The sequence below is a fragment of the Candidatus Methylomirabilota bacterium genome (genome assembly GCA_035764725.1).
GTDB lineage: Bacteria > Methylomirabilota > Methylomirabilia > Rokubacteriales > CSP1-6 > DASRWT01.
Genome location: DASTYT010000123.1, coordinates 1 through 19637 on the forward strand (window position 1 = coordinate 1; position 19637 = coordinate 19637).

The 19637-nt window shown below is 67.8% G+C and carries 21 protein-coding genes, 1 tRNA gene and 2 pseudogenes; 6 read left to right on the forward strand and 18 right to left on the reverse strand.

The features are described 5' to 3' along the window. Nucleotides 1-470: 16S rRNA (cytidine(1402)-2'-O)-methyltransferase (rsmI, locus tag VFX14_20175; protein ID HEU5192015.1), on the reverse strand; the 470-nt coding region annotated here is incomplete at its 3' end. A 37-nt stretch (nt 471-507) separates the two neighbouring features. Between rsmI and VFX14_20180 the strand changes: the two genes are divergently transcribed. From VFX14_20180 to VFX14_20190, 3 genes are read left to right on the forward strand one after another with little or no spacing between them, the layout of a single operon-like run. Then, nucleotides 508-1281, forward strand: a complete 774-nt coding sequence (locus tag VFX14_20180) for a GNAT family N-acetyltransferase (protein HEU5192016.1) — start codon at nt 508-510, stop codon at nt 1279-1281. Further along, on the forward strand, nt 1278-1673 hold the full coding sequence (locus VFX14_20185; GenBank protein HEU5192017.1) for a carboxymuconolactone decarboxylase family protein: 396 nt from the start codon (nt 1278-1280) through the stop codon (nt 1671-1673). The genes VFX14_20180 and VFX14_20185 overlap by 4 nt, the downstream gene beginning before the upstream one ends. After that, a complete protein-coding gene (locus tag VFX14_20190; GenBank protein HEU5192018.1) occupies nt 1670-2515 on the forward strand; it encodes a methyltransferase domain-containing protein in 846 nt (281 codons plus the stop codon). The genes VFX14_20185 and VFX14_20190 overlap by 4 nt, the downstream gene beginning before the upstream one ends. Before the next feature lie 335 nt (nt 2516-2850). Here the strand turns inward: VFX14_20190 and VFX14_20195 are convergent, their stop codons facing one another. The 17 genes and pseudogenes from VFX14_20195 to VFX14_20275 all read right to left on the reverse strand — a co-directional run bounded on the left by VFX14_20195 (nt 2851) and on the right by VFX14_20275 (nt 16758). After that, nucleotides 2851-3060, reverse strand: a complete 210-nt coding sequence (locus VFX14_20195; GenBank protein ID HEU5192019.1) for a hypothetical protein — start codon at nt 3058-3060, stop codon at nt 2851-2853. Next, nucleotides 3057-3752: a NapC/NirT family cytochrome c gene (locus tag VFX14_20200; protein HEU5192020.1), complete on the reverse strand. Its 696-nt coding sequence runs from the start codon at nt 3750-3752 to the stop codon at nt 3057-3059. Before VFX14_20200 ends, VFX14_20195 begins: the two co-directional genes overlap by 4 nt. Continuing rightward, nucleotides 3749-4030 carry a hypothetical protein gene (locus tag VFX14_20205; protein ID HEU5192021.1) on the reverse strand — a complete coding sequence of 94 codons (282 nt, stop codon included), beginning with the start codon at nt 4028-4030 and terminating at the stop codon, nt 3749-3751. Before VFX14_20205 ends, VFX14_20200 begins: the two co-directional genes overlap by 4 nt. Before the next feature lie 172 nt (nt 4031-4202). Further along, complete coding sequence (locus VFX14_20210; GenBank protein HEU5192022.1) at nt 4203-5525, reverse strand: hypothetical protein; 1323 nt, start codon at nt 5523-5525, stop codon at nt 4203-4205. Beyond that, nucleotides 5522-6469: a NapC/NirT family cytochrome c gene (locus VFX14_20215; protein ID HEU5192023.1), complete on the reverse strand. Its 948-nt coding sequence runs from the start codon at nt 6467-6469 to the stop codon at nt 5522-5524. Before VFX14_20215 ends, VFX14_20210 begins: the two co-directional genes overlap by 4 nt. After that, nucleotides 6454-6819, reverse strand: coding sequence for a c(7)-type cytochrome triheme domain-containing protein (locus VFX14_20220; GenBank protein HEU5192024.1), 366 nt, complete (start codon nt 6817-6819; stop codon nt 6454-6456). Before VFX14_20220 ends, VFX14_20215 begins: the two co-directional genes overlap by 16 nt. A 25-nt stretch (nt 6820-6844) precedes the next feature. Continuing rightward, nucleotides 6845-7474 carry a c-type cytochrome gene (locus tag VFX14_20225; protein HEU5192025.1) on the reverse strand — a complete coding sequence of 210 codons (630 nt, stop codon included), beginning with the start codon at nt 7472-7474 and terminating at the stop codon, nt 6845-6847. Beyond that, a complete protein-coding gene (locus tag VFX14_20230) occupies nt 7471-8568 on the reverse strand; it encodes a cytochrome bc complex cytochrome b subunit (GenBank protein HEU5192026.1) in 1098 nt (365 codons plus the stop codon). The genes VFX14_20225 and VFX14_20230 overlap by 4 nt, the downstream gene beginning before the upstream one ends. Nucleotides 8569-8570: 2 nt before the next feature. Continuing rightward, complete coding sequence (locus VFX14_20235; protein ID HEU5192027.1) at nt 8571-9026, reverse strand: Rieske 2Fe-2S domain-containing protein; 456 nt, start codon at nt 9024-9026, stop codon at nt 8571-8573. Beyond that, nucleotides 9019-10284, reverse strand: coding sequence for a cytochrome c3 family protein (locus VFX14_20240; GenBank protein ID HEU5192028.1), 1266 nt, complete (start codon nt 10282-10284; stop codon nt 9019-9021). The genes VFX14_20235 and VFX14_20240 overlap by 8 nt, the downstream gene beginning before the upstream one ends. Before the next feature lie 7 nt (nt 10285-10291). Then, a complete protein-coding gene (locus VFX14_20245) occupies nt 10292-11473 on the reverse strand; it encodes a c-type cytochrome (protein ID HEU5192029.1) in 1182 nt (393 codons plus the stop codon). A 116-nt stretch (nt 11474-11589) separates the two neighbouring features. Continuing rightward, nucleotides 11590-12759, reverse strand: a complete 1170-nt coding sequence (locus VFX14_20250) for a c-type cytochrome (protein ID HEU5192030.1) — start codon at nt 12757-12759, stop codon at nt 11590-11592. Nucleotides 12760-12895: 136 nt separating this feature from the next. After that, a complete protein-coding gene (gene clpX, locus VFX14_20255) occupies nt 12896-14143 on the reverse strand; it encodes an ATP-dependent Clp protease ATP-binding subunit ClpX (GenBank protein HEU5192031.1) in 1248 nt (415 codons plus the stop codon). A 4-nt stretch (nt 14144-14147) separates the two neighbouring features. Further along, nucleotides 14148-14783 (reverse strand): ATP-dependent Clp endopeptidase proteolytic subunit ClpP, encoded by a 636-nt coding sequence (clpP, locus tag VFX14_20260; GenBank protein HEU5192032.1) that lies wholly within the window; start codon nt 14781-14783, stop codon nt 14148-14150. 33 nt (nt 14784-14816) lie between these two features. Further along, the gene (gene tig, locus VFX14_20265; GenBank protein ID HEU5192033.1) at nt 14817-16085 is read right to left on the reverse strand and encodes a trigger factor; all 1269 of its coding nucleotides are present in this window, start codon (nt 16083-16085) and stop codon (nt 14817-14819) included. Between the two features lie 269 nt (nt 16086-16354). Then, nucleotides 16355-16571: pseudogene (locus tag VFX14_20270) on the reverse strand (haloacid dehalogenase-like hydrolase). Nucleotides 16572-16673: 102 nt separating this feature from the next. Beyond that, nucleotides 16674-16758: transfer RNA gene (locus tag VFX14_20275), tRNA-Leu, on the reverse strand. Between the two features lie 582 nt (nt 16759-17340). Here VFX14_20275 and VFX14_20280 point away from each other — a divergent pair. From VFX14_20280 to VFX14_20290, 3 genes and pseudogenes are all read left to right on the forward strand, one after another. Continuing rightward, nucleotides 17341-18231, forward strand: a complete 891-nt coding sequence (locus tag VFX14_20280) for an ABC transporter substrate-binding protein (GenBank protein HEU5192034.1) — start codon at nt 17341-17343, stop codon at nt 18229-18231. After that, on the forward strand, nt 18231-19208 hold the full coding sequence (locus VFX14_20285; protein HEU5192035.1) for an ABC transporter substrate-binding protein: 978 nt from the start codon (nt 18231-18233) through the stop codon (nt 19206-19208). Before VFX14_20280 ends, VFX14_20285 begins: the two co-directional genes overlap by 1 nt. Before the next feature lie 82 nt (nt 19209-19290). Next, nucleotides 19291-19446: pseudogene (locus tag VFX14_20290) on the forward strand (ABC transporter substrate binding protein). Nucleotides 19447-19637: the final 191 nt, after the last annotated feature.

Sequence of the window (19637 nt, forward strand, 5' to 3'; positions counted from 1 at the left end):
GTCTCGAGCTCGCGCAAGGTCCGCAGGCGATTGAGCCGTCGCCCCGGCTTGTTGGGCAGGAAGCCCTCGAAGAGAAACCGATCGGCGGGCACGCCGGCGGCGGAGAGCGCAGCGATCACCGCGGAGGGCCCGGGGATCGGCACCACCGGCACGCCGGCCGCCCGCGCCTCCTTCACGAGGAGGAAGCCGGGATCGGAGATGCCGGGCGTGCCCGCGTCGGTGACGAGGGCCACCGACTTGCCGTCGCCGAGCGCGCGGAGCAGCACCGCGCCCTTCACACGCTTGTTGTGCTCGAAGTAGCTCGTCACCGGCGCCGAAATGCCGAAGTGGCTCAGGAGCGTCCGCGTGCGGCGCGTGTCCTCGCAGGCGACGAGCGCGACCTCCTTCAGGGTGCGGAGCGCGCGGAGCGTGATGTCCTCGAGATTGCCGATCGGGGTGGCGACGACGTAGAGCGTGCCGGGGGCCGTCACGGCTCGTATTCTGGCATACTGGCGCGCGGAGCCGCCGATGCGAGTCACCGTCCACACCCTTTCCGAGCGTCCCGAGCTGGCGCGCCACAACCGCCGCCTCCATGTCAACGGCGCGTGGCCGCGCTTCCTCGAGGACACGGCCTTGAATCCCCTCTTCGACGAGGTGGTGCGGGGCCGCGACTTCACCGAGTTCCAGCTGGGACTCTGGGACGGGCGCGGGCGCGTGATCGCGGTGGGCGACACCGTGCCGTTCCGGTGGGACGGCACCGCCGGCGATCTGCCGCATCGCATCGCCGACGTCGTGGCGCGCGGCATCGAGGACCGCCGGCGCGGGCGCGCGCCGAATGCGATGTCCGCCCTCGCCGCCGTGGTGGACCCGCGCCTGCGTGGCCAGGGCCTCAGCACGCGCGTGATCCAGGAGATGGGCCGCATCGCCGCCCGCCACGGCTTCCGCGCGCTTGTCGCGCCGGTGCGCCCGACGCTGAAAGGGCGCTATCCCCTCGTGCCGATGGAGGAGTACGTGCGCTGGCGCGCGCCGGGCGGCGGCCCGTTCGACCCCTGGCTGCGCGTGCATTGGCGGCTGGGCGCGCGCGTGGTGAAGATCGCCCAGCGCGCCATGGTGGTGGAGGCGCCGCTCGCGCAGTGGGAGGAGTGGACGCGGCTCGACTTCCCGGTGAGCGGCGCCTACGTCGTGCCCGGCGCGTTCAATCCCGTCCGGATCGACCGGGCGCGCAGGCGCGGAGTGTACGTGGAGCCCAATGTATGGATGCGCCATCCCGTGCGCCGCGGGTCGCGCCGAGGACACCGATGACGACCGTCAGGCTGATCGAGTACGCCGAGGCGAGCGCGGAGGTCCGGGCCGTGTACGACGACATCATGGCCACCCGCAAGATCGACTGGATCAACAACTTCTGGAAGGCCCTCGCCCATCACCCGCCCACGCTCAAGCGCACGTGGGAGAGCGTGAAACAGACCATGCAGCCGGGCGCGCTCGATCCGCTCACCAAGGAGATGCTCTATTTGGCGGTGAGTGCCGCCCATTCTTGCGCGTACTGCATCCATTCCCACACCGCCTCGGCGCGCAAGGCCGGGATGACGGAGGCGATGCTGGGCGAGCTGCTCGCGGTCGTCGGCATGGCCAGCGAGACCAACGCGCTCGCGGATTCCTACCAGATCCCGGTCGACGGGCGCTTCACGGTGTGACGGACTATCTCGACCGCGAGCCCTGGGATCCCACCCGGCCCGACGTGGTCGCGGCCTTTGATGAGCTGCCGCTCTGGAGCGCGATGGCGGGCCTGTTCCTGCTGGAGCATCTGCCGCTCGTCCGGGGCGCCCGCGTGCTCGACGTCGGCTGCGGCACCGGCTTTCCGCTGCTCGAGCTGGCGCAGCGGCTCGGCCGCCCCGCCACCGTGCACGGGCTCGACCGCTGGGCGGTCGCCCTCCAGCGCGCGCGGTTCAAGGCCGGGGTGACCGGCGTCGCCAACGCGACCCTCACACGCGGCGACGGCGCCGCCATGCCGTTCCGTGCCGCGCAGTTCGACCTCGTCGTCTCGAACCTCGGGATCAACAACTTCGCCGATCCGGACGCCGTGTTCCGCGAGAGCCGGCGCGTGCTGCGGCGGGGTGGCCGGCTCGCGCTCACGACCAATGTCGAGGGCCACATGGCCGAGATCTACGCGGTGTTCGAGGCCGTGCTGAACGGGCGCGGGCGGGCCGGGCCGCTGGAGGCCCTGCGCCGCCACGTGGCATACCGGGGCACCGCGACGAGCATCGCGGAGCGGCTGGGCAAGGCGGGATTCCGGCTTGCCCGCGCCGTCGAGCGCAACTTCCCCATGCGCTTCGCCGACGGGAGCGCGTTCTTCCGCCATTACTTCGTCCGGCTGGGCTTTCTGGACGGCTGGCGGGGTGTGGTCGCGAGGGAGGAGGAGCGGGAGGTCTTCGCGGCGCTCGAGGACGGGCTCAATCGCCGGGCGGCCGAGCGCGGAGAGCTCGCGCTGACGGTCCCGCTCGCCTACGTCGAGGCGGAGGCGGTGGAGCCGGCCTAATCGAACCGATACCGCGGCGTCGCCGAAGAAGCGTGCCGTCCATGCGTTCGCGCTACCCGTCGCGTTGCGATTGTACTGCTCGCGCGTAGCTGTACGACCCGGCGAAGATCAAGTCGAGCTTGCGGCGGCTCAGGTTCGCCTTGATGGCGGCGTAGAACGTGCCGATGGTGTCGCCGCCGGCGCGGCAGGAACCGGAGTGGCGGGCTGAGCGGGCGGGGTGGGCGGAGCCGCCGGCTGCTAGGCGCACGACGCGAAGGGCGGACCCAGCACGATGCCGAGGCCGAACACGACCACGGCACCGGAGATCATCCTTGGAACCGTCCAGCGTCCAGGCATCATGGCGTCCGCTTTCCCCGGAGCTCGGTGAGCACCACGCCGGCGAGCAGCACGAGCGCCACCGCGAGCAGGGGTTGGGCCAGGAACATGAACAGCGTGAAGGCGATGGGCCGTGCCCGCATGAGGACGATCCCCGCGAGCATGTCGAAGACGAGCGCCAGGACGATCGCCGTGCGCAAGAAACTCAGCGGCCGAGGTCCGTCGCTCAAAGCCGCGCCTCCTTCTTCTGCTCAGGGTGCGCAGGCGCGTGACACTCGAGGCAAGAGGTCTTGCCGCTCATCAGGTCGGCCATGATCGGCTTCTTGGTCTCGGAGTTGAGGAACTTCTGTGACTCGCCGTGGCAGCCGAGACACCGCACGTTGGGGTACGGGGCGGCGATCTTGATGGGCAGGTGGTAGGTGCCGGTGGTGTAGTACCACACGTGGCGGAGCCCGCCCAGCTTGGCCCGAAGGGTGCCGCCGAAGCCGTAGTCGGAATGGCAGGTGTAGCACTGGTTCTCACGGATGTAGCGGTTCTTGAAGTGGACGGCGGCCAAGGTCTCGCTCTTGACGTCCCGGAGATCGCGCACGAACGGGGTCATGACATGACAGGAGCCGCACTGGGAGACGGTCGCGGTGGCTTCCAGCCCGTGCGCGAAGGTCATGAACCCCACCATGATCGGCACCAAGCCGACGGCGACCAGCAGCAGGCCCCACATGCTCGCCGGGGCGCCCGCGGATCGCAGCCGCCGCCACGCCCAGATGAGCAGCCCCACGTTGAGCACGACGAGCACCAACCCCATGCCCTGCAGCCACTGGCTGGTGGTTCCGATCCAGCCATGCGGCAACGGGACATCAGGATCGGCCGCCCACGCCGCAGCGGGCGCGAGGAGCGCGCCCAGCAGCGGCAGGACCCGGATCACTTCTGCTCCTTACCTCCCGGGTAATCCATCAACCACTCCGCCTTGATGTCCTTGGAATTCTTCTTGCCCTTCTCGTCCATCATCCACTTGCCGCGGTCGTTGAGCTGGTCCGTCTTGAAGGATTCCTTCTTGGGCATCGCAATGGTGTGGCAGTACTGGCAGTTCTTGGCCGGCATGCCGGCCTTCTTGGCCTCCGTGAGGAGCTGCGGCGTGGCCAATGCAGGGACGGCTGAGACGAGGGCCATCCCGAGGACTGCGATCGCGAGCAGAAAATTCATACGGGTGCCTCCTGTTTGACTACGCGCATCGGGGGCGTCCGAGCCGACGCGAGTCTAATCGACGGGCGGGCGGAAACGCCAGTAAGACTTTTGGCCTACTGTCGGGCCCCGCACGGGCGATCACCCTCGGGCTCGCAATAGGCCATTTGCGCTGCGAGCGTGACGCCCTGGGCTACTTTGGGCGGGCTAGGGTGGCGGCTTCGCCGGCTCTAACGCGGGCCGCCTCGAGGACGGACTCGGCGCCGTTCGGATTGTGGGCGCCCCGCGCCCTCTGCACCAACGCCAGCGCTTCCCGGGCTTGCCGCACGAGCGCCTCCGCGTCGGGGAGCCGACGTCCGGCGCGGCGCTCCCGGGCCAAGGCCGTCTCCGCGTTCCGGAGGGCGTCTCGGGTCGCCGTCGCCTGCTTGTCGAGGCCCGTCGTCCACTCGCTTACGAAGCTCGTGTACGCGGCGTCGTGGCAGCCGACGCACTTCTCTCCCACCGCGTGGCGCGAGTGCTTGTGCGACCAGTCATGGCAGCCGGTGCAGCCGACCACCGGCGCCATCGCGTTGGGCTCGACCTTGACCCCGAGCGGGCTGACCTGACCGCGGTAAAAGGCGCTCTGGGCTCGATGGCACGACTCGCAGCGCTCGTTCTGGGCGCTGTGGTGGCAGCCGGTGCACGTGGCAGGCGTTGCCGTGACCGCCTTGTGCACCTCGGCGGAGTGACAGACGGTGCACACCGCGCCGAACTCGGTCACGTGCCGGACGTGCGGGATCCGCTGCTTCTGGTAGATCACGATCTCGGGCTGCTTCACCCCCGCCGTGGAGTGACAGAGCACGGCGCAGTAGCCACCCCGCACCAGCGCGTCGTCGCTCTTGAAGGCGGGCTTCCCGAGGAGGGGCAGCGCCTCGTCGACCCAGCTGTTGGAGAGCTTGAGGAGATCGGCGGCATAGAACACGTTGTGGACGCCCTTGCCGAGCGCCACGAACTGCATGTTGTACTCGGCGTCGCTCGTCAGGCGCTCCGCGCGCGCGCGCTTCGGCGAAGGCTCCTCCGCCCCCGCGAGCGCGGCCCGCGCCGCCGACACCTTCGGCGCGAGGACGTCGCGCATCTTGCCGAGGATGTCCACCCACCGCTGGAGCATGCCCCGATACTTCTCGCCGTGGCAGTTCACACAGGCCTGCTCGGTGGGCCGAAAGGTTCGGCCGACCAGCCCCGCCGATCCCTCGTCCGCCTTGGGCGCGATGTGGCAGGCGACGCACTGCACGCGCACCTGGAACATGTGGCTGGGAATCATGGGAGTTCCCCGGCCTCCCATGCCCAGATACATCCCCACCACGCCCCCGTGGCTGCCCTGATGGCACTGGCGGCAATCGAGCTCGCCCGTGTGCGGCGTGGTGGCCGGCGCGGGCGCCGAAGGGGCAGCGGGTGTCCGCGGGCCCTGCGCGAGCGCGGGGCCGAACCCGACGAGCGCCCACCCCAGGAGCGCCAGGAGAAAAGCCGCGGGGATCATCGGCTCGCCGGCATGGCCAGGAGCGTCCCCGGCCTCTCGGACGCCGTCGGCGCGCCGATCGGCGGGGGCAGTCGATGCTTGATCTCGGTGTGGCACCGCGTGCAGGTGATGGTGCGCTCGGTGACGTGCGCCGAGTGCAGAAGCGCCCGGTCACCGTAGCGGTCGAGCTTCTCCTGCTGGTTGTGGCAGGTGAGGCAGCGCTCCCGCGGCACCCCGCCGTCCCCCTCGACCACGTTGAGGTGACACTTCTCGCAGGACACGCCCCGTTGAACGATCTGCGCGTGGTCGAACTTGATCGAGCTCAGGGCGATCTCCCGCTTGGGAAGCGCGTGGCAGCCGGTGCAGCCCGCCACAGGGACGATGTCCCGGGCGTCCTTCTTGCCCTTGAAGTGACAGGTGAAGCACGTCGACGTCGTCACCTCGAAGTGCTTCCCCACGACGATCTGCGAGTGGCAGCTCGTGCAGCGGAGCTGGCGGCCCATCCTCGCCGGCTCGAGATGCGGGCGATGATCGAAGCGCACGCCTCGCCCGAAGGTCACCACGCCGCGTCCCTCGAGCTGGGCCGGCGAGTGACAGCCCGATCGGAAGCAGCTCGCGTCCTCCACGATCGCGAACGGCTTCGAGCTATAGGTCTGCGTCGCCCACTTGGCGACCTGGCTGATCGCCTGGAACTTCACCCACAGGGTGTCGCGGAGGCCCGGCGGATAGTGGCACTGCACGCAGGCCACTTCGTGGTGCTTGGAGACCTTCCAGGCCTCGACGTAGGGGCGCATGATGTGGCAGGAATTGCAGAACTGCGGGCTCGCGCTCACGTGCCAGAGGCCAGCCCCGCCGACTCCGCCGGCGACGAGCACGATCGCGAGGACGATCCAGACCGCGCGCCGGCGGCTCCACCGCCGGGGCGCCGCCGGCGACTCCTCGCGATCCGTCAATTCTTGTGGCACCGCTCGCAGCTAGCCCCGTCGCTCACCGGGAAGACGACCTTGCCCTTCACCGCCGTCTTGCCGTTGTGGCAGGCGCCGCAGAGCTGCCCGTTGTTCATCCGCTCCATGGTGAGCGGGGCGTCCTGCCCCTTCTTCATCTTGAAGATCTTGACGTGGCACGCCGAGCACTCGCCGACCTTGTCCTTGTGCGCCCCGTGGCTGAAGGTCACCGTCCCGGGGCTGCCCTGGCCCATCTCGAACTTGAAATCGGCGGGCGGCTTGACCTGGGCGGAGACAACCTCAGACGAGGCCGCCACGAGACCGATCGCGACGCCGAGCATGAGCCCGAGCATCCAAGGTCGATAGGCCATACGGGACTCTCCTCGCTACACGTGGTCACGGCGACTTGGCGGTGCTCCGGAGGAGCCCGACCAGGTTTCCCATCTCCTCGCCCGAGAACCGAGGGTACAACACTCCCATCCTTCTGGCCTCCTCCGCCATGCGCGGGGCGTGCTTCCAGACGGCGGCCGCCCAGGCCACGGGCGATTGGTAGCCGGGATTGGGCCGCGTCAGCTCCTCGGCGATCCGGCCGCCCTCCCCTCGATAGCTATGGCACTTCAGGCAGCCCTTCCGGACCAGGAGGAGGTGTCCCTGGGTGAGGTCGGGGGCGGGATCGCGCGACGGATCCGCCTGGAGATAGGCCATCAGGTCGGCCATCTCGCCGGGGTTCACCTCCGGCCAGACGATTCCCTCCGTCCGCAGCGTCGTGAACATGGCGGGGGCGTGGTTCCAGAAGCGACCCGCCAGCTCGTACGCCCCCTGCGGGCGCCTCAGCTCCTCAAGGACCGGGCCCCGGCTCGGCTGGCCGCGAACGGCGTGGCAGCGTACGCACTGCTTGTCCTGGAAGACCGCCTGCCCGCGCTGCGGATCCCCAGGGGCCTCCGCGGCGGCCCCGATACCCGAGGCGATCCCGGCGAGCACTAGCGCCATTCCGAGCTGGCTGAGCCGACCGTGCCGGGGGATCACTTCGTCGCGCTCGCGGTGTAGCCGAGAATGGTGAGCAGCACCATGTACACGATGATGGCGATGCCGATCCCGGTGAAGAGACGGCTCGGCTCGCCGCGCGCGGTCCGGCGGTCGAGGATGGGAATGAGCAGGAGGAAGAGGCCGCCCAGCCCGAAGCCGAGGATGCCCACCACCTCGCCCTCGATTCCCAGGATGTGGCTCGGCAGGTACTTCAAAGTCTGGAACATGAACATGAAGTACCACTCGGGCTTGATCCCGGCGGGAGCGGGCAGGAACGGGTCCGCCTTCTTGCCCAGCTCGGCGGGGAAATAGGCGGCCAGCGCGGCCAGGATGGCGAGCGCCGAGAGCCACCCCACGATGTCTCGCAGCAAGAAGTTCGGGACGAAGCGCATCGCGCGCGGCGCCCCGCCCGCCCTCTCGACGCCGGGAGGCACGCTCATGCCGTGCCGCTGCACCAGGTAGAGGTGCAGCCCCAGCAGGGCCACCGCGGTCGCGGGCAGGATGGCCACGTGGATCCCGTAGAACCGCGTCAGCGTCGCCCCCGTCACCTCGTCGCCCCCGCGGAGGAGCCGGCCCGCGAACCGGCCGACGCCGGGCACGGCGCTGGTGATCTCGGTGCCGACCTTGGTGGCGAAGTATGCCAGCTCGTTCCAGGGCAAGAGATACCCCGTGAAGCCAAACCCGAGGGCTAGCCCCAGCAGCGCCACGCCGGAGAACCACGTGATCTCTCGAGGCGGCCGGTACGCCTTCAGCAGTAGCACGCTGAAGAGGTGGACGAAGAGTGTGAAGATCATCAGGTTGGCCGCCCAGGAGTGGATGGAGCGGATGAGCCAGCCGAACTGGACCTCGGCCATGAGGAACTGGACCGACTCGAAGGCCTCTTCCGCGCTCGGGCGGTAGTAGAGCAGCAGCAGGATGCCGGTCGACACCTGGATGATGAAGAGGAAGAGGGTCATGCCGCCGAGGTAGTACCAGATGCTGTGCTGGTGGACCGGCACCTCCTTCTTTCGGGCGAGGTACTCCAGGTCCCTGAGGCCGACCCGCTGGTCGAGCCAGGTCCACAGCCTGCCGTGGCGCCCTTCGCCGGTCTCCATCGTCACGTGCTCTTGCTGACCACGATCTGGGCGCCTCGGACGTTGACCACGAACGTGTCCAGGGGGCGCGGGGGCGGGCCGGAGACGTTCTTGCCGTTCAGATCGTAGTGACCGTTGTGGCAGGCGCACCAGATCTCGCTGAGGTCCGCCCGATACTGCACGGTGCAGTTGAGATGGGTGCAGACCGCCGAGAAGGCCCGGAGGTCGCCAGCAGAGGTCCGGATCAAGATGCCGGGCCGGCTCCCGAACTTGAAGATCTGCCCGGTATTGGGCTTCACGTCCTCGGGCTTCATAGGCAGCGTCACGGTGCCCGCGGCGGACTCGCCGGCGGGGGGCGGGATGAGATAGCTGGCCACGGGATAGACCACGGACAGCACGAAGGCCGCGACACTGGTCCCGAGGAGCCAATTGATGAATCCTCGACGATTCGCGTCGGGCTCCAGCACGTGCTCAGTCATGCGACGCCTCCCCTCGGCGCTCGAGCTGCCTGATCTTCATGACCAGGCCTGCGATCAGCGCGACGATCACGATGAGGGATACCGCGAGCCCTTTGCGCCGGAACCCGAGCTCCTCGATGGCCCGCTCCCCGCGCGCGTAGGCCTTGGCGCTCACCGCGAGCCCCGGCTCGACCGCTTGCTTCACCGCTTCCACCTTGAAGGCGTGGACGGCCGCCCGCGCCTTGACCAGATCGTCCCGGGCGCCGTTCAGATCGAACTGCGCCTGGCTGACTTCCATGCCCGCCCGCTCGGCCCGAAGGAGCAGCGCTTCCGCCTTCTCCAGCTCGGTCCGCAGCGAGGTGATCCGCGCGTGCATCTCCACCGCGCTCTTGCCGCCCTTGTCGTCGGCGCTATGGCAGCTGCTGCAGACGGCCTTGTCCCCCAGTCCCAGCATGAAGTCACCGGGCTTGTGGATGGCGTGATTCTCGTGGCAGGTAGCGCAGCCGGGAGTGCCCATTTCGGCGAACGCCTTGGCGTGGACGCTCACCTTGAACAGGTCGCCGGGCACCGTGTGGCACTGCCCGCAGACGTTGCCCACCCACTTCACGCCGGGCGGCACCGCGCCGTGGTTGCCGTGACAGCTGTTGCACGTGGGCGCGGAGAGATCGCCCTTGACCATCATCGCGTTGAAGTGGACGCTGCTCCGGTACTTCTCCAGCTGATCGGTCGGGATCTTGAAGTCCGCCATGTACTTCGCGTCGGCGTGGCAGCGGCCGCAGGTCTCCGCGACACGAGTGGGATGCACGCTCGACTGCGGATCGGAGCGCGGTCGAATCGCGTGAGGGGGGTGGCAGCTCGCGCAGGTCGCCACCTTCGGATCGCTCAGCTCTCTCAGTCGGCGGCCGTGAACCGAGGTCGCGTACTCGGCGACCTGGTCCACGCGCAGGGAGGGGTTGTAGCGCTTCATGAAGCCGGCGTCCGAGTGACACCGGCCGCAGACCTGCGCGAGCTGCGGCCGCGTGATCTTGCCGATGAACCCCTTGCCCGGATCCATGGCCTCCATGCCGGTGGTCCGGCTGTCGCCCCCGTGGCAGTCGACGCAGCCGAACCCCTTCGCCTTGTGGATGTCGCTGTCGAAGCTCTTGGCAGGATTGACCAGCCGCGCATCCCCGGTCTCGAGGTGACAGGCGGCGCAGGCGTCCGCCGCCTGGGCACCCGCGGGGGAGGGCCATAGGATCGCGACGAGGAACAGCGCCCGCGCGAGGCCGAGTCCGCTCACCCCATGATCAGCGGGCCTTTTGCGGCTGGCTGAGGGACTGGAGCATCGCGACGAGATCCGCCATCTCTTGCGGGGCGAAGAGCGGCCAGTCGACCTTCCGCCCGGCCACGGTGGGCGTCACCAGGGTGTGATTCCACAGGGCGGCGAGCACCGCGGCGGGCGACTCCAGCCCCTTCGTCTTCGCGAGGTCGCTGGCCGGCTTGCCGCCCTCGCCGCGCAGGGCGTGGCAGGTGAAGCACCCCTTCTGGGTCGCCACCGCGTATCCCTGCTGCACTCGGCCGCTCGAGAAGTACCGAACCAAATACAGATAGGCGACGAGGTCGGCCATCTGCTCGGGGGTGAGCTGGGGCACGCTGATTCCCCTCGGCTGCATGGCCGCGGCCATGGCGGGGGCCTTGTTCCAGATCGTCGCCGCGAACTCGATGGGGCTCTGTCGCACGCCGCGCCCGACGAGGTCCGGTCCCACGCGGCCCCCCGCGCCGGCGACGGCGTGGCACTCGATGCAGCGCTTCTCCGCGAAGAGCTGCCGTCCCAGCTCGGCCCGGCCCGGCAGCACGTAGAGCGGCCCCTCCTCGGGCCCGGCCGTCGCGGGAGTCAGGTACGCGATGAGATCGCGCAGCTCCTTCCCGGTGAAGGTGGGCCGCTCGATCCCCCGCTCCTTCATCTTCTCGGCCATCTGGGGCCCGTGGTTCCACATCGCCGTCGCCACGAAGATCGGCGAGCGGAATTGCTGGAAGTGATCCAGGTTCGGCCCGATTACGCCGCCCACCCCGCGCACGGTGTGGCAGACGATGCAACGCTTCTCGGCGAAGACCCGCTTGCCGGCCTCCGCGCTCCCGGGAGGGTCGAAGTAGTTCAGTGAGTAGAGGAACCCCGCCAGGTCACCGGCCTCGCGGGAATCGAGCTTCGGCCGCGCGATGCCGAGCTGCCGCATCCGCTCCGCCATCTGCGGGAGGTGGTTCCACATGGCGGTGGCCAGATCGACGAAGGAGCGTGGGCGCATCGTCCGGGCGAGGTCCGGCGCCACCTTGCCGCCGACCCCGTTCACGGAGTGGCACTTGACGCAGCCTTTCGCGCCGAATACCTGCGATCCGGCGAGAGCGTCCTGGCTCGGGCCCGTCGCCAGCTGGCCCGAGGCCGGGCCGAGCGGCGCGACGAGCGCAACGACGGTGAGGAGCGTCCACCTCACGCCTCGCATCATTGGCGGGCCTTCCTTCCCGGCGCGATGGTACCCGCCGCCCGCGCCGGGAACAATGACGCAAACGAACTACGTGCCAGCCGAGGACAGCTCCCGGCGCCGTGCCCTCACTGTGGGCGCCGGATGCCCTGCAACAGCGCGGCGAGGTCCGCCATCTCCTGCGCGGTGAAGGTCGGCCAGGGCGTCTTCCCGCCGCCCGGAGCCGGGACCGGCACCGTAGTGTGGTTCCACAGGTCCGCGAGCAGGCCCGTCGGCGAGCTGACGCCCTTCGCCGCGGTGAGGTTGCTCGCGGGCTTCCCGCGCTCGCCGAACACGGCGTGGCAGGCGAGGCAGCCCTTGTTCGACAGCGTCGCCCACCCGCGATTCGGGCTTCCCCCCGCGAAATATCCGGAGGAGTAGAGATAGGCGACGAGGTCGGCCATCTCCGCCGGCGTGAGCTGCGGAATCATGATGTTCCGCGCCGCCATCGCCGTAGTCATCGCGGGAGCCTTGTTCCACATCGCGGCCGCAAACTCGAGCGGGCTCCGCCGCACCGCCTTGTCGGTGAGGGACGGACCCACGCTGCCGCCGACCCCGCTGGCGGCGTGGCACTGCACGCATTGCTTCTCGGCGAAGCGCACGCGCCCGGTCTCGGCGTCGCCGGGCACGACGAACACGATCGTGGGCGAGGCGCCGGTGCTCGGCGAGAGATAGGCGATCAGGTCGCGCAGCTCCGCGGCGGTGAAAGTCGGCCGCTGTACCCCCTTGGCCTTCATGGCATCGCCCATCTGCGGCCCGTGGTTCCACATGGCCGCCGCCGCATAGAGCGGCGAGCCGAACTGCTTGAGGCCGGCCAGGTCGGGGCCCGGCCCCGCCCCGCTATGGCACTCCGCGCAACGCTTGGCAGTAAAGAGCCGCTTGCCGCTCTCGGCGTTGCCGGGCCGATCGAAATAGCCCAGCGTGTAGAGAAAACCTACGAGGTTCTTGGCCTCATCGGCGTCGAGCTTGGGGCGCGGGACGCCGAGCTGCTTCATGCGCTCAGTCATCCGGGGCAGGTGGTTCCACATCGCCGCTGCGAGGTCGTAGAAGGAGTGCGGCTTCGCCACGCGAGCGAGATCCGGGCCGACCTTCCCTCCGGAGCCTTCGATAGCGTGGCACTTGACGCATCCCTTCGCGTCGAAGACCCGCGCGCCCGCCACCGGATCCGATCCGGCGCCGGCAGGCTGTGACCAGGCAAGGTTCGCCGAAACGAGGATGAGCGCAATCGCGACCGGCAGCAGTCTAAGGACACGAGCCATTAATCCCACCAGTAATACAGTTTGAAAGTCGACGGGAGTGTACTCGATTGAGCCACACAAAGGCAAGAAACCGCGGGCCTTGGTGGCCAACGCGAGACGGTGGGACGGGGACCTACGTACGCGACACGCCGCCCTGCTACGCCGACTGCTCTTTCTGCTCCTGGATCAAGATGGGGCGCTCGCGGGAGAGGATGACCTCTCGGGTGATGATGCATTCCTTGAGGCCGGGGATCGAGGGCAGCTCGTACATCACCTCGAGCATGACCTCCTCGAGGACGGCGCGGAGGCCCCGGGCGCCGGTGCCCCGCTTCATGGCCTCGCGCGCCACCGCCGCCACCGCGTCGTCGGTGAACTTCAGCCGCACGCGCTCGAGGTCGAAGTACTTCTGGTACTGCTTGATGACCGCGTTCTTGGGCTCCCTGAGGATGCGGACCAGCGCCTGCTCGTCGAGGTCGTGGAGGGTAGCCACCACGGGAAGCCGGCCCACGAACTCGGGAATCATCCCGAACTTGAGGAGATCCTCGGGCTGCACCATGGCGAGGAGGTCCCCTACCCGGCGCTCCTCGCGACTCTTCACCTCGGCCCCGAATCCCATCCCGCTCCGCCCCACGCGGCTCTCGACGATCTTGTCGATGCCCACGAAGGCGCCGCCGCACACGAACAGCACGTTGGTCGTGTCGACCTGGATGAATTCCTGATGCGGGTGCTTCCGCCCGCCCTGGGGCGGGACATTGGCCACCGTGCCCTCGAGGATCTTCAGCAGTGCCTGCTGCACGCCCTCGCCCGAGACGTCACGCGTGATCGAGGGGTTCTCCGACTTGCGCGCGATCTTGTCGATCTCGTCGATGTAGACGATGCCGCGCTGGGCGCGCTCGACGTCATAGTCCGCGGCCTGGAGCAATCGAAGGATGATGTTCTCCACGTCCTCGCCCACGTACCCGGCCTCGGTGAGCGTGGTGGCGTCGGCGATAGTGAACGGGACCTGGAGCATCTTGGCGAGGGTCTGGGCGAGGAGGGTCTTGCCGGAGCCGGTCGGGCCGATCAGGAGGATATTCGCCTTCTGGAGCTCCACCTCACCCGCGTCCGCGCCGGCCTCGATGCGCTTGTAGTGGTTGTGGACGGCGACGGCGAGGACCTTCTTGGCCCGCTCCTGGCCCACCACGTACTGGTCGAGCACCTGCTTGATCTCGGCGGGCTTGGGGAGGCTACGGATTTCCCGACTCTTTTCCTCCTCCCACTCCTCCGCGATGATGTCGTTGCAGAGTTCGATGCACTCGTCGCAGATGTAGACGGTGGGCCCGGCGATGAGCTTGCGGACGTCGTTCTGGCTCTTGCCGCAGAACGAGCACTTCAGCGATCCGCCGCCCTCGCGCTGACGGGCCATGCCCTTACTTCTGGGCGGCTACGGCAGCGACGGCCACGTCGCTCACAGGACGGGGGGTCGGCTTGGAGGAGATCACCTCGTCGACGATCCGGTATTCCTTGGCCTGCTCGGCGGTCATGAAGAAGTCGCGGTCGGTGTCCCGCTGGATCTTGTCCATGGACTGGCCGGTGTGGTGCACGAGGATGCGGTTGAGCTCCTCGCGCATCCGGAGGATCTCCTTGGCCTGGATGTCGATGTCGGTGGCCTGGCCCTGCACGCCGCCGAGGGGCTGGTGGATCATGATGCGCGAGTGCGGCAGCGCGAAGCGCTTGCCCTTGGCCCCCGCGGTGAGGAGGAGGGCGCCCATCGAAGCGGCCTGGCCCATGCAGATCGTGGAGATGTCGGGCTTCACGTACTGCATGGTGTCGTAGATCGCCATGCCCGCGGTCACGGAGCCGCCCGGCGAGTTGATGTAGAGGTTGATGTCCTTGTCGGGATCATCCGCCTCGAGGAAGAGCATCTGGGCGATGACGAGATTCGCGATCTCGTCCTCGATGTACGTCGGAAGGAAGATGATGCGCTCCTTCAGGAGCCGCGAAAAGATATCGAACGCCCGCTCCCCGCGGGGCGTCTGCTCGACCACCATTGGAACCAGGCCCATCGGACGCCTCCTTGCCATGCTCAGTAGTGTACCTCAGGCAGTGACCTGAGCCTTCTCGATCAGGAAGTCCAGCGTCCGAGCTTCCCGCAGGGAGTGACGAAGGCTGTCCAGGTCGCCGCTCTGCTCCATCATCCGCTTGACCGCCGGAGCCGGCCGCTGGGAGGCCTGCGCGAATTTCTCCACCTCGGCCTCCACCTGCTCCTCCCCGGGGGTCAGCCCTTCCTTCTCGGCGATGGCCTCGAGGAGCAGCGCCCGCTTGACGGCCTTCTCCGCGCCGGGCTTGAGGTCTTCCAGGAGCTTCTTGTAGTCCCAGGGGAGCCGGTCCGGGTCCACCCCCTGGCGGCGCAGCCGCTCCCGGGTGTGCTCGATCTGATGGCCGACCTGGCGCAGGACGAGCGCCTCGGGCACCTGGAAGTCGTGGACGCCGAGCGCCGTCTCGACCACTGCGTCCTCGAGGGCCACGCGGTTCTCGCGGTCACGCCGTGCCTGGAGGTCCTTGCGCAGCTCGGCCTTCAGCGCGTCGAGGGTCTCGAAGTTGCCCATGCCCTTGGCGAACTCGTCGTCGAGGGCGGGCAGGATCTTCTCCTTGACCTCCTTCACCGTCACCGTCGCCTCGCCGCCCTTGCCGCGGAGCGCCTCGCTGCGATGGTCGTCGGCGAACTTGAGCCGCGCGGTCCGGCTGCCGCCGGCGGCCAATCCGATCACCGCCTCCTCGATCTCGGGGAGCACGCTGCCTTGGCCGAGGAGGAAGCTATAGTCCTTCTCCTCGCGCGGGTCCATGCCCTCGGGGGTGAGGGTGTAGTCGATGATCACGAGGTCTTTCAGATCGGCCGGTCGGTCGACGGCGCGGAACTCCGCGTGCTGCTCGCGGAAGTGCTCGATGGCCGCGTCCACCTCGTCGTCGCCGAGGGGCTTGGGGGCGTGCGTGACCGCAAGGCCGCTGTAGGCGCCGAGGGTGATGGTGGGCTTGATCTCCACCACTGCGGAGAAGGACAGCGGCGCGTTCTCCTCCAGCGTCACCTCCTGGAGATCCGGCTCCTCGACGGGCTTGAGCTTGGTCTCGTCCAGCGCCTGCCGGTACACCTCAGGGATGAGGCTGCGCGCCACCTCCTGCTTCACGTCATCCGCGAAGTGCAGCTTGATCATGCTGGATGGGACCTTGCCCTTGCGGAAGCCGGGCAGCCGAGCCTCACGCTGCACGCGGTTGAAGGCCTTTTTCCAGGCCGCGGCCACCACCTCGGGTGTCTCCTCCACCTGGAGACGCCGCTTGCACGCCCCGACTTCTTCGACGGCGACTTTCATCGTGGCTCCTGATTGGGATTTCGCTCCCGACTTCGCGGACTTCCTGGCCGGGCGACGTTGACAAGAATAGCACAGGGGTCGAGCGGCAATTCGCGGCGGCCGGGCGCAAAACGGCCACCAGGGATGGGGCCGTACGCGCAAGGGGACGCTAGCGGCGGAGGGCGGTCACTTGCGCTCGAAGGGGAAGATCCGCCGCCAGTCGCTCTTCATGCTGACCGCTCCAGCCGTTCTGCTTCGCCAGCGCCAGGAGGGCGCCGCTGAAGGTACCGGATCTTCGACTGCGCGTGGTACGCCCACTCGCGCGCCGCGTCGTCGTGACGCACCAGCATCATGAGGCGTGTGCCGGCGCCGGCCTGCGTCCACTCCAGCATCTGCTGGTCCCCGTCCGAATTCCCGAAGGCCGCGATGGGCCGGCGGCCGATGTGGGCGTAGATACCTGGCACGCTTCCCGGCCTTGTCGTCGATGAAATCAAGCTCGGGCAGGCGTCCTCCATAGGGAGTGCAGTGCGCCGAGATTCACCGGCCCGCCGCGTGGCCGTCCATACAACCTTAGGCGCATGGGACTTTCGACTTACGAGAAGGAGAGGCTGGTGCGAGAGGGGGGAGTTGAACCCCCACGGGTTGCCCCACTGGATCCTAAGTCCAGCGCGTCTGCCAGTTTCGCCACTCTCGCGACATATCTTTTAAGACTTTACTACGACCCGAGCGTTGCGGACTGGGCCACCCTGCCCAATACTTTGCCCAGCATGAAACGCAGCCAGCTTGGCGGCCCCTTCTTGCAGCACCGTCGGGTCGACGATGGCGTACCGCCGATAGAAGGCGGGGGCTGCATTCTCCTTCGCGGTGTCGGCGAGCCCGCGTTTCGTCGTGATGCCTGCCTCGCGCAACTGGAGCAGGCGCAGCGACAACTCTACGAGCCGCGCCGCTCCCCGAGGCCCTGAGCCTCTAGACCATGGAATCCCCTGTCCCCGCGCCCCAAGTGCTGGCAGAATCCGCACGTGCGCTTTGTAGAGGGCGCGGCGGGCCGCTGGGCGGACACCAGAAGACGGGCTGTTCGGCCCGCTGCCGGGCTCGTGTGAACTCGGCGCTGGCGGGCGCACCTCCAGGGGGAGCGCGACGCCGAAATCCAGGCGCTGCTCGAGATGGCATCCGACAAGCTGAGGCGGCAGCCATGATGGGACGACGAACCTTCCTAGCGCTAATCCCAGGTAGCCTCGCCGCACCGCTCGCCGCGGAGGCCGAGCAGGCGAGCCCAATGTACCGCGTCGGGCTGGTATCCCTCGGCGGCGATCCCGTCTGGTGGCAGCCGGTTCTAGACGCGATGCGCGAACTAGGCTATGTCGAAGGCCGCAATCTCAGCGTATGGCGCGCGTTCGCCAAAGGGCACCCGGAGAACCTGTCTCGCCTCGTCACTGAACTCGTGCGCTCCGGGGTCGATGTCGTCGTCACGACCGCAGTACGCGAGACAAAGGCGGTCCAACAGGCCGCGCCGAGTACTCCCATCGTGATGTTACTGGTCCCCGATCCGGTCGCTGAGGGCTTTGTGACGACGCTGGCGCGGCCGGGCGGGAACGTCACGGGACTGACGAATCTCGCCCCCGGTCTCACTCAGAAGTACGTCGAGCTGCTTCGAGAGGCAGTACCGTCGGCATCCCGCTTTGTCGTGGTCGCAAGTAATCCTGCCGGCCCGCCCCCCCAAGTCCGAGGCGAGCTAGAACGCGCCGCCAAGACGTTCGGGATCGTGTTGTCGATCAGTCCGGTCAGCGGACCACAAGACTTCGATGCAGTGCTGGCTCGCGCGAAGAGAGAGGGCGCGGCCGGGATCATCGTCGTTGGGGACTACCTAACGTTCCAGCACCGCAAGCGGTTCGTAGAAGCCGTGCTGAAATATCGGCTGCCCGGTATCTACTGGACGAGAGAGTACGTGGACGAGGGCGGCCTGCTGGCGTACTCCGCCGACATGACAGACCTGCGTCGCCGCGCGGCGACGTTCGTCGACAAAATTCTGAAGGGCGCCAAGCCGGCCGACCTGCCGGTCGAGCAACCCACCAAGTTCGAGTTGGTCATCAATCTGAAGACCGCCAAAACCCTCGGCCTTACCATCCCCCCTTCGCTGCTGGCGCGGGCGGATCAGGTGATCGAGTGATGGAACGGCGGGCATTCCTTTCGGGCGCTGCTGCGCTGCTTGCCGCGCCCCTCGCCGCCGAGGCGCAGCAATCCACGAAAAGCTACCGGATAGGGCTCCTGATCGCGGCCTCGGAAGCCTTTGCCACGCCTTACATCGAGATCTTCCGGCAAGCCCTACGCGATCTCGGTTACACCGAGGGACGGAACATTACCATCGAGTCCAGATATGCGGACGGGTATTACGACCGACTGCGCGCCCTCGCAGCCGACCTCGTCCGGCTCAAGGTGGACATTGTCGTCGCAGAAGGCACACCGCCGGCCCGAGCGGCGAAACAAGCGACCACCACGATACCAATTGTCATGACGGTCACTGGCGATCCGGTGGCAGCCGGCCTTGTTACAAATCTCGCCCGCCCCGGCGGCAACCTCACAGGAGCGTCCTTCTTTTTCCCAGAGCTCGGCGCAAAGCGTCTCCAACTTCTCAAGGAGGCGATTCCGACGCTCAGCCGTGTTGCTATTGTCTGGAACCCAAGTAATGCCGTCCACGGGCCTGTCGTCAAACGGATCGAAGCAACCGCCAAGACGTTGGGGATCGATGTCCAACACATCAAGATCCAAACGCCCGCAGACGTCGGCGATGCTTTGGTGCGCATCGAGCAAGGTCTGTCGGGTCTTGTGGCGCTCGAGGATGCGATGATCAACGTCTGTTCAACTCAGATCGCGGATGTTGCAGTGAGACACCGTCTGCCGACGATCTTCGGATTACCAACCTTTGCGGAGGCCGGCGGCCTGATGGCCTACGGCCCCAATCGTAGTGAGTTGTGGCGCCGCGCAGCTACCTTCGTGGACAAGATCTTGAGAGGGGCGAGGCCGGGCGAGCTGCCTGTGGAACAATCCACACGGTTTGATCTGGTCATCAACCTCAAGACCGCCAAGGCCCTCGGCCTCACCATCCCCCCTTCGCTGCTGGCGCGGGCGGACCAGGTGATCGAGTGAATAAGCGGCGACCGGAGATGGAGCGACGTACTTTCCCGGCGGTGGTCTCAGGGAGTCTCCTCGCCCTGCGCGATCTCCAATCTTTGTTGACAACATTCTGAGGGGTGCCGAGCCGGGCGATCTCCCCGTCGAGCAGCCGACTAAATTCGAGCTGCTGATCAATCTCAGGACTGCCAAGGCGCTTGGGCTGACAATTCCGCCGTCGCTCCTGTTGCGGGCGGACAAGGTGATCGAGTGATTCCAAGGCGGGGGACGGCGTCAAGAATAGCACGGGGCCACGCGGCCCCGGCCCTCCTTGTATCTCTCAGAACGTGCCCGGCGCTAAGCTGAGCCGGGTGAAGGTGGGCGGGAGCCCGTGGCCTCCTGGGTCCCGCAAGACCGTAACTGAGCTCGGTGCCCCGCCCACTGTTCCATCATCGAACCCGAACA